This is a genomic window from Herbaspirillum rubrisubalbicans, assembly GCF_003719195.1.
GTDB lineage: Bacteria > Pseudomonadota > Gammaproteobacteria > Burkholderiales > Burkholderiaceae_D > Herbaspirillum > Herbaspirillum rubrisubalbicans.
Genome location: NZ_CP024996.1, coordinates 3,500,904 through 3,517,475 on the forward strand (window position 1 = coordinate 3,500,904; position 16,572 = coordinate 3,517,475).

Genomic DNA, 16,572 nt, shown 5'->3' on the forward strand with positions numbered 1-16,572 from the left:
AACTTTCATCAGAGCACACCCTGATGAAAGTTCGGTTTCAATTCCTTTCAACATAGCTAATCTAATGTCGTGATTTTCCTTTGGACTTAGGTAATTCCAAAGCCCCCCGCACCTCGAATCGCACACTATCCAGTTCCTTGCCGCCCTGGTCCTGCAACACCAGCACATGCTTGCCCGGCCAAGGCATCCAGTCAAAGCCCAGTTCTTCCTCCCCCGTGGCCGATGTGTTGGCGCTGACCTTCTGCGCCTTCACCCTGCCCGCCTGCATGACTTCCTGCGGTATCAGCTTGCCATTCAGCATCCAGCGGCTGCCCACCGGTGCGCCCTGCGCCCGAAAACGGATGCGCTGGCGCGCCGGTGGGATGTCCGGGTCCAGGGCCGCCAACATGCCGGCGGTGGGATAGGTGATGGCGGGCCGTATCTGGCGCGCATGGGCGATGCGGATGTCCGACTGCACCGTGCCCGGCAGGAAATATTCGGTGCGCGCCGCTTCCACATCCTGCTCGTAACGGATGGCCTGCGCCTGCACGCCGGCAGGCTTTGCGGGAGACGCATTGCGCGCATCACGACCGCCCTCGCGGCCACGCTCATGCAGATATTGCATGAGCTCCTGCCACACCGGTGCCGCACCGGTCACACCGGAGACGTCCCACATCGGCGCGCCGGAGGCGTTTCCGACCCATACCCCTACGGTATAACGCGAGGAATAGCCGACACACCAGTTGTCGCGCATGTCCTTGGAGGTGCCGGTCTTGACCGCTGTCCAGATGCGCGTGGACAAGGCGTTTTCCAGGCCGAAGGTGCGGGCGCGGGCGCTGCGGTCGGAGAGGATGTCGCCGATGATGAAGGCGGCGTCGGCATCCATCACTGGCGTGGTGCGCGCTGGCGTGCGCGCTTGGTCCAGGCGCGTACGCAGGGGGGAATAACGGCCCTGGTTGGCCAGCACCCGATAGGCATTGGTGAGATTGGCCAGCGTCACATCGGCGCTGCCCAGCGCCAGGCTGTAGCCGTAATAATCGCCGCTTTCGCGCAGGTTGAAACCCAGCGCCTGCAAGCGACGGAAGAAACGCTCGGGCGTCACCATCACCAGCGTGCGCACGGCGGGGATGTTCAAGGACGATCCCAATGAAGTGCGCAAGCTGACCAGGCCCTTGTATTGCTTGTCGTAGTTCTGCGGGATGTAGAGCCCGGCCGAGGTGGCCAGGTTGACGGGGGAATCGTCCAGCAGGGAGGCTGCCGTCAGCCATTTCTTTTCGATGGCCAGTTCGTAGAGGAAGGGTTTCAGGGTCGAGCCGGCCTGTCGTTGCGCGACCACGCCATCGACATTGGCTGCGGCCGACAGGCTGCCGCTGGAGCCGATCCAGGCCAGGACTTCACCGCTGGTATTGTCGATGACAATGATGGAGCCATCCTCGATATTGCGGTCGGCCAGTGCGGCCAGTTGATGGCGCAGGGCTTGCGCGGCGAAGCGCTGCAAGGGGGCGTCCAGCGTGGAGCGCACTTGCTGTCCCGGCGCGCTCAGCAGCTTGCGCGCCAGGTGAGGTGCCAGTTGCGGGGCATCACTGGTACCCGGCAGATCGCGCTTGGCGGAGACGCGGGCCAGGGCCAGTTCGGTGCGACCATCCATGCCATTGCATTGCTCGGCAGCGCCCTCTTCCTTCAGGATCGCACAGGCGCGTTCGGCCACGCGGCGCGGCGTGGCGTTGGGGGCACGGATCAATGCCACGGCGATGGCCGCTTCGCCCTGATCGAGTCCGCTGGGGTGCTTGCCGAACATCACGCGCGAGAGCGCATGGACGCCGACCAACTCACCACGAAACGCCACCAGGTTCAGATAGGCTTCCAGGATCTGGTCCTTGCGCCAGGAGCGTTCCAGCGATTGCGCAATCCACGCCTGCGAGACCTTCTGCGTGAGCGAGCGCGCACCGGACTTGCGGCGCAGATTGTCATAGATCAAACCCGCCAGCTGCATGGTGATGGTGGAGGCGCCGCGGGTCTTGGTATTCCATAGATTGCCCCAGGCCGAGGCCGCTACGGCGCTCCAGTCGATGCCGCTGTGCTGGTAGAAGCGTCGGTCCTCGGAGGCGATCAGTGCGTGGCGCAAGGCAGGAGAGACATCTTCCAGTTTGACCCAGGACAATCTGCGCTCATCCATGTTGATGCGGATGCGCTGCAACAGCTCGCCATTGCGGTCCAGCAGGCTGGCCTCCGAGGGCAGGAAGTCGCGCTGCACTTCGCTGAAGGAGGGGACGGCACTGGCCGCAGTCGGTATCAGCAAGACCAGCACCAGCGCGCTCATCGAAACAAGCGCACCGGGCCGCACACTGCATGTGGTCATGCGCATCACTGCGCCGCCTTCACGACGAGCTTGCCGTTGGGGATTTCACCGAACATCTCGGGCGCATACATGGCTTCTACCCGCGTGGGCGGCAGGTTGAATTCACCCGCATTGTTCAGGCGCACGGTGTAGCTGATGCTGGTGCGGCCCTTGGGCATGGCTTCGTAATACGCGCGATAGGCTTCGAAGCTGCGCTCTTCATAGGCCAGCCAGCCCATGCCGCGATCGCGGGGGGCATCCTGCTTGCCTTGGGCGATGGTGGAGTCGCGCCCGAGACCAGAACCCAACAACGTGGCGCCACCCGGCACCGGGTCGCTCACCACGACCCAGGTCATCTCGGCTTGCGCATCGATGTCCAGCGTCACCCGCAACACGTCGCCGCGTGTATATACACCGGCCTGCTTCTGCTCAATGGCCTCGACCTTGCGGGTGATGCGATAGCCCGCGGCGAAAGGCTGCGTCAAGGGAACCGCGGCCAGGCTTTGCAAGGTGACCCAGGGCTTGCCGTTGCCTTCTTGCGCAAAGCGCACGCTGCCGGCCTGGGCATGGTCTTGCGGCCAGGGCAATTGCAGCTTGCCGCCATTGGCCGCTCCGCTCCAGGCCAGGCTTTGGGTGGTGCTGGTGGCGCCGCCTTGTTCCAGCGTAACGCGGGTGGTGCCGGTGACCGGTTCGGATTCGAACTTGCGGGCGAATTTCTCCAGCGCCAGGCTGCCCCAGACGTTGGCCGTGGTGGTGCTCCAGTGGCCGCGCTGCTGGCGGCCGATGGCGCCGGCCACCAGGCGCGGCAAGTCGTCGCGCCAGGCCGGGTTGTTCAGCTCCAGCAGGATCAGGCGGTTGGCGTTGGCGTCGGCGCTGCTCATCAACCACCACCAGTAATCGCCCTCTTCGTTGGAGAAGCCCATGCGCGTGCCCTGGAAGTTCAGGCGGGCGCGCAGGATCTGGTCGGCTTCATCGAGCTTCTTCTGGCGCTCGGGGAGGGTGTTGACGCGTTGCAGGATGGCGATCCAGTCCAGCAGGCCGGAAGTGGGCCAGCTATTGGGATTGATCTGGAGCGATCCCAGCATGGCCGGCTGCACGCGGTTGTAGCGCGACAGCGCTTCCAGCGCGGCCAGCTTGCGCACGTCCAGGTCTTTCTGTGGCGACCAGAACTCGCGCATGACCTTACCCTCGACGAAGGCGGCCAGGCCATCAAGCATCTTGTCGCGGCTGGCCTGCGGGATGGCGTAGCCGGCTTCGTTGGTGGCGGCCAGCAGGTAGGCGGTCAGCGTATCGCTGCCACGACGCGCGCCGCTGTCGCTGGGCGGGAAGTAGTAGGCCAGGCCGTCGCCGTCCAGATAGGTCGGCAGGTCGGCGGCGATCTTTTGCCAGGCGGCTTCGTCACGCAGGCCGATGGCCTTGGAGGTCTTCTGTTCCAGGCAGGCGAAGGGGTAATTGACGAAGTAACGCGTGAGCGCATCGCTGCCGCCGGCCAGGCTGGGCTTCAAGGCTACGGCCAGGCCACCGCGCCCAGGCAGGCTGTCGGCCGGACGGGCGACGTTGATGGCGGCGCTCTTGTCGAGCTGGAACAGCGTGGCCTGCTGCACCGTGACCGGCACCGCAGGGACCACGCGCTGGGTGAACTTCATCGCATCTCTGGCCTTCTGGCCGCCCTGCTCCTGGGCGCTGATGTCCCAGGCCAGTTGGCTGATGCCTTCGGGGGTCTGCACCGGCCACATGACTTCGGCCGCCTGCCCGGAAGCAATCTTCACCTCGCGTTCCGGCAGCGTCAGCGTGCTGGCCGTGGTACTGCCTTGCGCGCGTGCCGTTACCTTGATGTTCATATCATGGGTGGTAGTGTTGCGTACCGTGACCGTACCGTTGAAATGGTCGCCCTCGCGCACCAGGGGCGGCAGGCCGGAGATGAGCTGAACGTCCTGGGTGGAACGGATGCTGATGCTGCCGGTACCGAAGTCGTCGATGCCATTCTCGGCGATGGCGACGATGCGGAAGGAAGTCAGCGCATCGTTGAGCGGCACCTCCAGTTGCGCCCTGCCCTCGGCGTCCAGCGTTACGCTGGGCTTCCAGAGCAGCAAGGTATCGAACAGTTCGCGCGTCGGCGCACGGCCACCGCCGCCGCCGGCCGGCGTGGCCTTCTTGCCATAGTGACGTTTGCCGACCACCTGCATCTGCGCCGTCGAGGTTTCCACGCCGTAGCTGCGCCGTTGCAGCATGGCGCGCAGCACATCCCAACTGCCATTGGGTTGCAGTTCCAGCAGGGCTTCATCGACGGCGGCCAGGGCGAATTCACCGCCGGCGGCTGGCTTGCCGTTGGGCAGCTTGACCTGCACCTGGACCTTGGCCACGGCACGGATGGGATAGCTCGGCTTGTCGGTGCTGACCGCTACTTGCAGGCGATGACCGGCGTCGCCCACGTTGACCTCGGCGATGCCGAACTTCCAGGCCGGCTTGGAGAGATCGACGATGGGGCCGGGGCCCTGGTACTCGCGGAATTCATGCCACCAGTTGATCGGTTCCTTCCAGCCCCAGATGAAGAAGGAATACCACGGCACCTCGCGCATCCGGCCGCGCACGGCCAGGACCGAGACGTAGACGTTGGGACCGTACTCGGCTTTCATCGGTACGCTGATGGTCGGGTCCTGCCCCGACAATGACACCACGCGGGTATCGATCACCCCTTCGCGCTCCACCGCCACCAGGGCGGTGGCATGGCGGAAGGGCATTCGCACCTGGAAGCTGGCGGTCTCGCCGGGCTGGTAATTCTTTTTCTCGGGCAGGATGTCGATGCGGTCCTGGTTCTCGCCATCGAACCAGACTTCGCCGCGCCCGGTGACCCACACCGAGGAACGGGCCGCCGCGGCGTTGCCATTGCCATCCTTGGCGGTGGCGATCAGGTCCACATTACCGGCCTCGGACAGCTCGGTGTCGCAGGTGAACATGCCATGCTGGTCGCTCTTGCCCGAGCAAAGCTTGCCGAGGTCTTGCTTGCTCTCATCGTTTTCATAGGCGTAGAAGCCGCCGACCATGCGCTTGCGGTGCGAATTGGTCTGACGCGCCAGGCCCCGGATTTCCACCGGCACGCCGGCTTGCGGCTGGCCGGCGGTGTTGAGGGTGACGGCAGTCAACGTGAGCTTTTTCTTGACCGAGACCCAGTTGCCAGTGCGCAGGCCCACCACCACGGCGGAGGGCCACAGCGGCGTGACGGTGGAGATGGTCTGGACCTCGCCATTGGGGTCGCTGTAGGTCATCTCGGTCAGCAGTTCCTGCGGCCGTTGCAGCGCCGGCAGCTTGCCGATGATGGCGCGGCCGGCGCCGTTCTTGTCGAGCGTGACGGCCAGCTTGTCGGCGACGATCTTCTGGTCGTCGGCATTGCTGTCGTCATCGCTGCGCGGGGCGTCGAAGGAGAAGCCATCGTAACCAGCCATGTCCAGCGAACGCGAACGCAGCAGCGAGGACACCTGTACCGTCTGGTTGGCGGCAGCACCGCCGTTGATGTAGTTCAGTTGCAGGTCCAGCGGCAGTTCCTTGATGGCGACCTGCGCGCCCTTGGGCGGAGTGATGCGGCCCTGCATCAGCGGCAGGCGGAATTCTTCCACACGGAAGGTGCCGGTGACGTAGGTGCCACGGCCGTAGCTATCTTCGTCGTCACCAGTCTGCTCACTGGCATTGGCATTGACGCGCCCCTGGTCTAACACGACTTCATACGTGCCCAGCTTGGCTTCCTTCGGCAGCGTGAAGCTGGTCTCGGCGCTCTTGTTGCCACGCCAGGTCAGCGGGAACTGATATTGCTGGCCACTGCCGAGGTGGCTGATGCGAATGCGCGTGGGCAGGTCTTCCTTGCGCACCAGGCCGAAGCCTTGCAGGGTCTCGGTGCGGATGACGTGCTTCATCGACACCGTTTCGCCGGCGCGCAACAGGGTGCGGTCGAAGATGGTGGTGGCACGGGTGGTGGCCGACTTGTCCATGTCGGTGGGCAGGTTGAAGCGCCAGGATTCGATGCCTTCGTTCCAGGAGGTCAGCGCAAAGGCCATGTCCTGGCGGCCCTTTTCATCGGTCTTGCGGGCGCTCACGAAGAGGCCATTGATCTTGGCCGCATTGTCGGCGCTGTAGCCACGGTTGAGGCAGGCATCTTCCAGCGCCGGCATCATGGCTACGCCATTGGCATTGGTCTTGCCCTGCCAGAGCTGGGTACCATCGCAATTGGACACGCGGATCTCGGCATCGGCCACCGGTTTGGCATCATCCAGCCGGGTCACCCAGACGGCGCCATTGGCGCGGCCCAGTTTCACATGCACCGACAAATTGGTCACCAGCGCACTGGTGCGCACGTACATCGGTTGCGGCTTGCCCAGCAGCGACGCGCCCAGCTTCTGCGATTCCAGTTCGACCACGTAGAAGCCGGGGTCTTTCAAGGGAATGCCGATCACTTCAAAGGGCCATTCGCCGTCCTTGGCCTCCTTCTGCGCGGGCAGGTCGAGTTTCTTGACACCCGGCTCCTTGGCCAGCAGGCTGATGCTGCGGGTATCGACCTTTTTCGGGTCGCCCCATTTCTCGTGATACTGGTTCAGGCGCGTGAGCCAGGCGATGACCGCACGGTCACCATCGACCTTGAGATCGGCCACTTGGCCCGGCATGGCGCGCCCATCCTTGCCGCGCACCTGCAGGCCGGCTTCCACCCGGCGCAGCGTGACCGGCAGGGCGGGATCGGCATTGAGTTCGATGATGCCGAAGGGCGCCGCCGCGAACTTGGCCAGCGGCGGGAAATCGGCCAGCGCCGACTTCAGCGGAAAGGAGGCGGCATTGGTGAGCGTGCGGCCATCTTCATCCTTGAAGCCCGATGGCAGGCTGATGGTGAATTCGGATTTTTCCGGGAATGGCGGCTTGAAGCGCAGTTCGCGCACCGCTTCATCCTTGTCCCCTTCCAGGGTTGGCTTGATCTTGCCGGTGCTGGCGTTCATCACCACCTGCTCGGCCAGCTTGCGCGGCACCGGCGCCGAAAACGACAAGCTCACCGGCAGGATCGGCGAGCAGGCGGCGTTGGCGTTCTCGCGCTGGCAGGACAGGCTGGCGGCGAATTCGCTGCGCACCTGGAACGTGAAGACCTGGGGCTTGGAGGTGACGATGGCGGGTGCGCTGGCTGCCGCAATACCGCGATCCCAGACCAGTTTCACATGGGCTTCATTGGGCAGGCGCTGCTGACACTGCACGATGCTCACGGCAGCCGGGTCCACGCCCTTGGCGAACTGTTGCAGCAGCGCCTTGCGATCGGCTTGGCCCACCGCCTTGGTGGGAATGCGTTCGTTGATACCTTCAGCTTCGCAATACAGGTGCTCGCGCACCGAGGCTTCGGTGGCCGGGCCGTTCTGGAACAGGATGAAAGCCTGGTCTTCGGCGATCTGGGCGCCGTGGTAGGGTTCGATGCGCGTGACAGCCGGGCCGCCGGTGCTGAACTGGAAGCGGGTCTTGCCGCTCATCGCATTGCCGGCCACCGATTTGGCATCGGCGCGCAGGTTGAAGCTGCACCGGGTGCCGGGTGGCAGGTCGCGTTCGAAGTCGTAGACCCAGTTCTTGTCATCGGCCCAGCGGGCGGTGCCGGCCACGGCGCAATCGGCGTCGAAGGGCGACGCCGCCTTGGGGTCGCCGAACTTGACCATGGATTCGGAAAAGCGCGCCCGCACCTGGCGGATGCGCTGCACCTCGCCCTGCGGCGAGAAGGACAGCACGCTGGCATTGGCGGCTTGCGCCGGCGGGGCCGGCAGCGACCACATGGCTGCCCCCAGCAGCAGGCTTGCGGCCAGGGCGCGGGTGGCGATGTGACGCAAGGATGTCGTGACCCGTGTGGCCAGGCCGGTTTCCGTTTGATTCATCTTGTTCTCCGGAGCAATCTTGTTGTGATGACAGCCACAGGTCTCTTCCCCCTTGCGGCGATGCTGGCGCTCAGACTGGAATAACGGCAAAACGTTTCCGGTTTATAGCTTGCATTGCAAAAAATCCAGGAAACAGCTGATGCGGCGCGAGAGTTGGGTGTTGTGGTAGTACACCGCCGAGATCTTCTGGCGAAAGCCGCTATCGTAATGATCCAGGAGGCGTACCAGGTGCCCGGCGGCGATATCGGCATCGGTCATGAAGCTGGACAGGCAGGCGATGCCCTGCCCTTGCAAGGCCAGATGGCGGATGGTCTCGCCGCTGGAGGCGCGAATGGCGGGGCGGGTCTGGTAGCGGTCGCCGGCGGTATGGCGCAGCGGCCAGTGATTGAGGATGTCGGGCTGGGAAAAGCCGATCAACTGGTGCTGTTCCAGCGCCTCCACCGACTCCGGCGTGCCGCACCGGGCCAGATAGTCGGGGCTGGCCACGATGTTGAGCCGGGCCGAACTGAGGGGCCGCGCGTGCAGTGTCGAATCCTGCAATTCACCGATGCGGATGGCGATGTCGGCGCGCTGCTCGACCAGGTCGATGAAGCGGTCATTGGTGGTCAGTTCCAGTTCGATGTCGGGATAGGCTGCGCGAAAGGCCCCCACATGCGGCACCACACAGTGCAGCATGAAGGGCACGGCGGCGTCCACCCGCAACTTGCCTACCGGCTTGCGGCTGCGCATCCTTACCGTGTCTTCGGCCTGCTCCATCGCCCCCAGGATGGCGCGCGCCTGGTGCAGCAAGGCTTCGCCTTCCTCGGTCAATTCCATGCGACGCGTGGTGCGGGTCAGCAGACTGGCGCCCAGTTTTTCCTCCAGCCGCGACAGCGCCCGGCTCACGCCCGAGGTGGTCTGCTCCAGCACCTCGGCGGCCGATGACAAGGTGCCCGCCTCCACCACGGCGACAAAGGTGCGCAATTCCTCCGATTGAATGCTCATTATTGACTCCAGATCAAATATTCTTTGATTGTAACGGCATTTTTCTCAACAAAGACTGCGCGCACAATCCTTCATATCGCTGGCCATCCAGAGCGGATCGACCAGCCGGAACCCCTCACTCCATAAGGATTGCCATGCCAATTGCTCTTTGGGCGCTGACCATCAGCGCATTCGCCATCGGAACCACCGAATTCGTCATCATGGGCCTGCTACCGGAAGTCGCGGCCAATCTGGGCGTGAGCCTGTCCTCGGCCGGGTTGCTGGTGACCGGCTATGCGCTGGGCGTGTTCGTGGGCGCCCCGCTGGTCACCGCCACCACCGGCCGCCTGCCGCGCAAGACCTTGCTCATTGCGCTGATGGTGGTATTCGTCATCGGCAACCTGGCCTGCGCCATGGCACCGGGGTATGTCACCTTGATGATAGGACGCGTAGTGGCGTCCTTCGCCCATGGCGCCTTCTTCGGCGTCGGTTCGGTGGTAGCCACCAGCCTGGTGCCCAAGGAAAAGCAAGCCTCCGCCATCGCCTTGATGTTTACCGGGTTGACGGTGGCCAATGTGCTGGGCGTACCCTTCGGCACCTGGCTGGGCCAGAGCTATGGCTGGCGTGCCACCTTCTGGGCGGTGACCGCCATCGGCGTGATCGCGCTGGCCGCCACCGCAGTGCTGGTGCCGCGCTCGCAGGGTGGCCAGGAAGCCGACTTCGGCAAGGAAGTACGGGTACTGATGCGCCCGCAGGTGATGCTGGGCCTGTTGATGACGGTGCTGGGCTTTGGCGGCGTATTTGCGGCCTTCACCTATATCGCCCCGATCCTGACCGACATCAGCGGTTTCCCGGCCTCGGCGGTCTCGCCCATCCTGCTGCTGTTCGGATTGGGACTGGTAATCGGCAACCTGGCCGGCGGCAAGCTGGCCGACAAGAAGTTGATGGCCACCCTGCTGGGCAGCCTGGTCTTGCTGGCCGTGGTGCTGGTGCTGTTCGGCCTGACCAATGGCCACCAGATCGCCGCCATCGTCGGTGTGGGCCTGATGGGTATGGCCGCCTTCGCCACCGTGCCGCCGCTGCAGATGCGCGTGCTGGAAAAGGCGACCGGCGCACCCAACCTAGCCTCCTCAGCCAATATCGCCGCCTTCAACCTGGGCAATGCCGCCGGCGCCTGGCTGGGCGGCGTGACCATCGATCACGGTCCGGGCCTGCACGCGGTGCCCTACGTGGCCGCCCTGCTGCCGCTGGCCGGGATCGTGGTGGCCCTGGTGAGCTGGAAGATGGATGCCAGCTCGGCCGCACTGTCCGGCACCGAACGCACCACGACCTGCTGATTTGCGGAAGAGCACCATGCCCCATCCTGCAACTTCTCCCCAGCCGCAGCGCCACACCGCCCTGGTGGTGGGTGCCCACGGCGTGATCGGCAGTCGGTTGATCGCGCATCTGCAGTCCCTGCCGCAATGGGAGGTGATCGGCCTGTCGCGCCGCGGCGGCGAGCAAGGCAAGCAGGAGCGCCTGCGCCACGTCGCCGTAGACCTGCTCGATGCCGTCGATACCGAACGCCAGTTGGCGCGGCTGGAACAGGTCACCCACGTGTTCTACGCCGCCTACCAGCACCGCCCCAGCTGGAGCGAGCTGGTAGCGCCCAACCTGACCATGCTGCAGCACACGGTGCAGGCAGTGCAAGCCCATGCGCCGGGCTTGCGGCATATCAGCCTGATGCAGGGCTACAAGGTCTACGGCGGTCATCTCGGTCCCTTCAAGACACCGGCGCGCGAAAGCGATGCGCAGTTCATGCCGCCCGAATTCATGTTCGACCAGCAGCGCTGGCTGGAGCAGCGGCGCATCGATTCCGGCCGCTGCTGGAGCTGGTCGGCACCGCGCCCGGCGGTGGTCGGCGGCGCCGCGCTGGGCAATCCCATGAACCTGGCGCTGGCCATTGCACTGTATGCCTGCATGTCCAAGGCGCTGGGACTGCCGCTGCGCTTTCCGGGCAAGCCGGGCGCCTATGACAAATTGGTGGAGATGACCGACGCCGATCTGTTGGCCAAGGGCACGGTGTGGGCCGCCACCACCGAGGCGGTCGCCAACCAGGCCTTCAATGTCGGCAATGGCGACCTGTTCCGCTGGAGCGAGATGTGGCCGAAGATCGCCCGCTATTTCGGTATGGAAGTGGGCACGCCGCTGCCGCTGAAGCTGGCCGAGGTGATGGCCGACAAGGCAGCATTGTGGGAACGCATCGTCACAGCGCATGGCTTGAAGCAGCATCCTTATGCTTCATTGTCGGCGTGGGAATTTGCCGACTTCGTGTTCTCCTGGGACTACGACATGTTCGGCGATGGCAGCAAGGCGCGGCGCCTGGGCTTTCATGAATATGTGGAGACGGAGCAGATGTTTTATCGGCTCTTTGATACCTTCAAGGAGCGCAAGATCATTCCTTGGTCCTGATGCCCTGCCCGGCCTCAACGGACGAAAAAAAAGAGCTTGCCGCGGCAAGCTCTTCAGGTTGATGACGAACCCCGTGTTTTCGAACACGGGGTTTTGTTTTTCAGGCGCAGGTAATTTGCAGATGGTCGATGGCGCAGAAGCCAAGCAAGGCGCTCATTTTTCGCTGTAGCCACTTTTGTACGCTGGCAGAGGCGCTCAAGCCGTGTAAAAGCGCGCGCAAGCGCGCCACCAACAGGGCAATCTTCTTCATGTTCTGGGCCGCCGCCGCCAACAAGCACTGCTCGGCGACCTTGCGCAATCCCCGCATACGGGCATAACGATGTCCGTGCAATTGCTTGGCGTCGGCGAAGCTGCGTTCTACCGTTTCCTTGCGTCGGGCATAGATGCGCTTGCCCCATTCGGTACGACGCCGATCATCCACCTTCTCCTTGGAACGCTCCCACACATGGCGCGTCACCACCTTGACCGCATTGGCGCTATTGGTGCATTGCTCGCGTACCTTGCAGCCTCGGCATTGCTCAGGGTTGGATTTGTATTCCCGATACCCCAGTCGATTGGTCGTGCTGTAGCGCAAGGGTTGACCCTGCGGGCAGATGTATTCGTCACGGTAGGCATCGTACTCATACGCCCGTTTAAAGAATGTCCCCGGCTTGTGGTTGGGTGTGCGGTAGCCCATCACGCCGCTGATCTCGCGATTCTCCAGTCCCTGGCAGACGGCCGGTGTGAAGTAGCCCGCATCCAGGCCAACGGCCTGTACATCAAATCCGAACGTCTGGCGCTGACGATCCAGGCGTGCCAGATAAGGCTGACTGTCATGGACTGAGGCGGGCGTGACATGGGTATCGGTAATGATGGAATGCTTGGCATCGACGGTGCGGTGATCCAGGTAGAAGAAGCCCTTGGGCTTGTCGTCGCGCACCATGTAGCCGCTCTCGGGATCGGTGCGACTGACCTTGATCTCTTTGGTGGGCGGCTCATCATCGTCGTCACGCTTGAGCGGTTTCTTGCCATGCTCGGCACGGTCGATATCCACAGCGGCATCCAATTCGGCCAGATAGGCCGAGGGGGTCTGGGTAACTTGAACGTAGTCGAACTTGTTCTTGTTGGCGTTGGCCTTGAGGTGGGTGCTGTCGCTGTAGAGCACACGGCCATCGACCATGCCGCGTCCAATGGCCTGGCGCACGATCTCGTCGAAGATCTCTTGATAGACGGTGGTATCAATGAAGCGGCGGCGCCGGTTCTGGGAGAAGGTGGAGGAGTCCGGTACCTTGTCGGTCAAACGGAATCCGGCAAACCAGCGATAGGCCACATTGACCTGGACCTCGCGGATGAGCTGGCGCTCGCTGCGGATACCGAAGAGGTAACCGATGAACAAGAGCTTGAAGAGTACCACCGGGTCCAGTGCCGGGCGGCCATTGTCGGCGCAATACAGATGCGCCACCTTCTCTCGGATGAACTCGAAATCCACCGCCGCGTCGATCTTGCGCAGCAGGTGGTCCTTGGGCACGAGCATCTCGATGGTCACCATCTCTAACTCGTGCTGGGCGGCAGTCGGTTTTTTGAGCATGACCGATTAAACAACAAAGCCTTGGCTTTCGCCAAGGCTTTGTCATCAATCTGAAGAGCTTGCCGCGGCAAGCTCTTTTCACATCTGCTTCCATGAAACTGAAGCAAAAGATCAGGCGCCCTTCTTGATCCAGGCCGCCAGTTGGTGCGGGCCCAGGCCGTCATATTCTTCGAACGGCTGGTGAATCCACGGGTTGGTCGGCAGGTAGTCGATGTGGAAATCGGGCTCCACCACCGAGCAGGCCTTCCACCACAAGACGGCACTCTTGATCTCGGTGACGGACGGGTAATGTTCCTTCAGGTGGACCATCACCTTCTGCAGGGTGACGCCGGAATCGACCAGGTCGTCCACCAGCAGGATGCGGCCACCCAGGGTTCCCTTGGTGATGGTGATGTACTTGGCGATGTCCAGGGAGCTGCGGATGGTGCCGGCGGCTTCGCGGTAGGAGCTGGTCGAAAGGATGGCCAGCGGGACATCGAAAATGCGCGACATCACGTCACCCGGGCGCAGGCCGCCACGCGCCAGGCACAGCACCTGGTCGAACTGGTAGCCGGATTCGTAGACCTTCAATGCCAATCGTTCGATCAGGCGGTTGTAGTCGTCCCAGGAGACCCAGAGGTCTTTGTCGTCAGAGATCTTCATATTCTTGATTGCTTCGTAGTGCCTTGTGCCCTTGCGGGCGATTGCGTGGTGAATTACTTGAACGGATGGCGCAAGACGATGGTCTCTTCGCGGTCCGGGCCGGTGGAGATCATGTCGATGGGCACGCCCACCAGTTCCTCGATGCGCTTGATGTAGGCGCGGGCGTTGGCCGGCAGCGCGTCCAGCGACTTGGCGCCGACAGTGGTCTCGGACCAGCCGGGCATTTCTTCGTAGATCGGCTCGCAGGCAGCAGCTTCTTCGGCGCCCACCGGGAAGATGTCGACGGTCTTGCCGTTCAACTTGTAGCCGGTGCACAGCTTCAACGACTCCAGGCCATCGAGCACGTCCAGCTTGGTCAGGCACATGCCGGAGACGCCATTGATCTGCACCGAGCGCTTCAGCAGGGCCGCATCGAACCAGCCGCAACGGCGTGCACGGCCGGTGACGGTACCGAATTCATGGCCGACCGAGGCCAGGTGCTTGCCGGTGCCGGCGTCCGTCGGCAGTTCGGCCGGGAACGGTCCCGAACCGACGCGGGTGGTATAGGCCTTGGTGATGCCCATGATGTAGTGCAGCATGCCCGGACCCACGCCCGCACCGGCAGCGGCATTGCCGGCCACGCAGTTGCTGGAGGTGACGAACGGATAGGTGCCATGGTCCACGTCCAGCAGGCTGCCTTGCGCGCCTTCGAACAGGATCTTGCCGCCGGCCTTGTGGATGGCGTACAGGTCGCTGGAGACGTCGGTCACCATGGGCTTGATGCGCGGCACGTTGGCCAGGGCTTCGTCCAGGGTCTTCTGGTAGTCCACCGGCTGGGTCTTCAGGTAGTGGGTCAGGACGAAGTTGTGGTAGTCCAGGTTGGCCAGCAGCTTTTCGGCAAAGCGCTTTTCGTTCAGCAGGTCAGCCACGCGGATGGCGCGACGGGCCACCTTGTCTTCGTAGGCCGGGCCGATGCCCTTGCCAGTGGTGCCGATCTTGTCGACGCCACGGGCGGCTTCACGCGCCACGTCCAGCGCCACGTGATAGGGCAGGATCAGCGGACAGGCGTCAGAGACCTTCAGGCGCGAGCACACTTCCACGCCGGCGGCTTCGAGCTTGTCGATCTCGCGCAGCAGGTCGGGCACCGACAGCACCACGCCGTTGCCGATGTAGCAGGCCACGCCTGCGCGCATGATGCCCGAGGGGATCAGTTGCAGCGCAGTCTTCTTGCCGCCGATGACCAGCGTGTGGCCGGCATTGTGGCCGCCCTGGAAACGCACCACGCCTTGGGCGTGATCGGTCAGCCAATCGACGATCTTGCCCTTACCTTCGTCGCCCCATTGCGTACCGATGACGACGACATTCTTTGCATTGCTGTTCTGTAACATGACTCAACCCAAGTTTTTGATAATCCAGTTTCCATTGCTGAAATCGAGTGCGCGGTCGCAATCGAATTCGTCCTGATCGTGTTCGTGGCCGGGAAGGCTTTGGATCACGATCTCTCCCGCTTGCCGCAATTGCGCTATTTTCTCACGCAGACCGGCGTCCCTGCCCCAAGGGGCGAGGATGGCGCGTTTTCGTTCTGCGCCCGGCATCAGTCGTGCCAGTTCACGCAGGTCCAGGGAGAAGCCCGTCGCCGGCCGCGCACGGCCGAAGGCTTCACCCACATGGTCGTAGCGGCCGCCGCGCACCACCGCATTGGGCAAGCCGGGCACATAGGCGGAGAACATTACGCCGCTGTGGTAATGGTAGCCGCGCAGGTCGGCCAGATCGATGGTAACGGCCGCGCCTTCATGGCCGGCCGCCAGTTCCACCAGGGCCTGCAGCTCATCCAAGGCCTGGGCGATGCCAGGCAGCGCCGGCAGGGTGATGCGGGCGCGCGCGATGACCGAGATGTCGCCATACAGGTTGGGCAGCGCCAGCAACGCGGCGCGGGTGCCCTCCTGGTAAGCGGCGGTGATTTCCTTCAAGCCCGGCACGTCCTTGGCCTGCAGCAGGCCGAAGAGCTGGGCTTCGTCGCGCTTGGCGGCGGCATCGTTGGCGATGATGGCGCGCAGCACGCCGACGTGGCACAGGTCCAGGCGGATGGTGCGCATTCCGGCCAGGGCCAGGGAATTCAAGGCCAGTTCCTGAATCTCGGCGTCGGCTTCGAGGCCGGCATGACCGTAGATCTCGGCGCCGATCTGGATCGGTTCGCGCGTGGCGTGCAGACCGGTGGGGCGGGTATGCAGGACACTGCCGGCATAGCACAGGCGGGTGACCGAGGCGCGATTGAGCAGGTGAGCGTCGATGCGCGCCACTTGCGTGGTCATGTCGGCGCGCACGCCCAGGGTGCGGCCGGAGAGCTGATCGACCAGCTTGAAGGTACGCAGGTCGGTGTCCTGGCCAGCGCCGGTGAGCAGGGATTCAAGGTATTCCAGCAGCGGCGGCATGACCATTTCGTAGCCGTACAAGCGGAAATTGTCGAGCAAGCGACGGCGCAGTTCCTCGATCTTGCGCGCTTCCGAGGGCAAGACGTCGGCGATGTTTTCAGGAAGAAGCCAGTTAGGCATAAACAAAAGTCAAAGCAGAAAAAACGGTTTGCGTGCTTGCGCGGTGCAGACAACAACGATGCAAGCAGGCGCCCAGACGAACAATCGGGGCGGTCCGGGAATGCCTGCCGCCCCTCTTCTTGCATTCCGGGAAAATTGCATCCCGGAACATATGTCCGACCCAAAAAAGGAAAGATGCCCTTTACCAGCGGCATCCATCCGGTTCGCCCTGCCCGC

The 16,572-nt window shown here is 63.5% G+C and carries 9 protein-coding genes; 2 read left to right on the forward strand and 7 right to left on the reverse strand.

All coding sequences use genetic code 11. The features are described 5' to 3' along the window. Nucleotides 1–61: 61 nt before the first annotated feature. From pbpC to RC54_RS15650, 3 genes are all read right to left on the reverse strand, one after another. Nucleotides 62–2,344 carry a penicillin-binding protein 1C gene (gene pbpC, locus RC54_RS15640; RefSeq protein WP_061790693.1) on the reverse strand — a complete coding sequence of 761 codons (2,283 nt, stop codon included), beginning with the start codon at nt 2,342–2,344 and terminating at the stop codon, nt 62–64. After that, nucleotides 2,344–8,202 (reverse strand): alpha-2-macroglobulin family protein, encoded by a 5,859-nt coding sequence (locus RC54_RS15645; protein ID WP_061790694.1) that lies wholly within the window; start codon nt 8,200–8,202, stop codon nt 2,344–2,346. Before RC54_RS15645 ends, pbpC begins: the two co-directional genes overlap by 1 nt. 102 nt (nt 8,203–8,304) lie before the next feature. Then, nucleotides 8,305–9,186 carry a LysR family transcriptional regulator gene (locus RC54_RS15650; protein ID WP_017451819.1) on the reverse strand — a complete coding sequence of 294 codons (882 nt, stop codon included), beginning with the start codon at nt 9,184–9,186 and terminating at the stop codon, nt 8,305–8,307. Between the two features lie 134 nt (nt 9,187–9,320). Here RC54_RS15650 and RC54_RS15655 point away from each other — a divergent pair, with 134 nt between their 5' ends. Then, entirely contained in the window at nt 9,321–10,502 is a 1,182-nt protein-coding gene (locus RC54_RS15655; protein WP_123020461.1) for an MFS transporter, read from the forward strand. Nucleotides 10,503–10,518: 16 nt separating this feature from the next. Then, nucleotides 10,519–11,616, forward strand: coding sequence for an SDR family oxidoreductase (locus RC54_RS15660; RefSeq protein WP_123020462.1), 1,098 nt, complete (start codon nt 10,519–10,521; stop codon nt 11,614–11,616). Nucleotides 11,617–11,716: 100 nt separating this feature from the next. On the opposite strand, the gene RC54_RS15665 is transcribed toward RC54_RS15660, so the two are convergent. From RC54_RS15665 to RC54_RS15680, 4 genes are all read right to left on the reverse strand, one after another. Next, nucleotides 11,717–13,183 carry an IS1182 family transposase gene (locus RC54_RS15665; RefSeq protein ID WP_058896034.1) on the reverse strand — a complete coding sequence of 489 codons (1,467 nt, stop codon included), beginning with the start codon at nt 13,181–13,183 and terminating at the stop codon, nt 11,717–11,719. A 111-nt stretch (nt 13,184–13,294) separates the two neighbouring features. Then, nucleotides 13,295–13,825, reverse strand: a complete 531-nt coding sequence (locus tag RC54_RS15670; RefSeq protein WP_034332511.1) for a phosphoribosyltransferase — start codon at nt 13,823–13,825, stop codon at nt 13,295–13,297. A gap of 53 nt (nt 13,826–13,878) precedes the next feature. Further along, the gene (locus tag RC54_RS15675; protein WP_017451816.1) at nt 13,879–15,192 is read right to left on the reverse strand and encodes an adenylosuccinate synthase; all 1,314 of its coding nucleotides are present in this window, start codon (nt 15,190–15,192) and stop codon (nt 13,879–13,881) included. Nucleotides 15,193–15,195: 3 nt separating this feature from the next. Then, nucleotides 15,196–16,356, reverse strand: coding sequence for an ATP phosphoribosyltransferase regulatory subunit (locus RC54_RS15680; protein ID WP_061788941.1), 1,161 nt, complete (start codon nt 16,354–16,356; stop codon nt 15,196–15,198). Between the last annotated feature and the right edge of the window lie 216 nt (nt 16,357–16,572).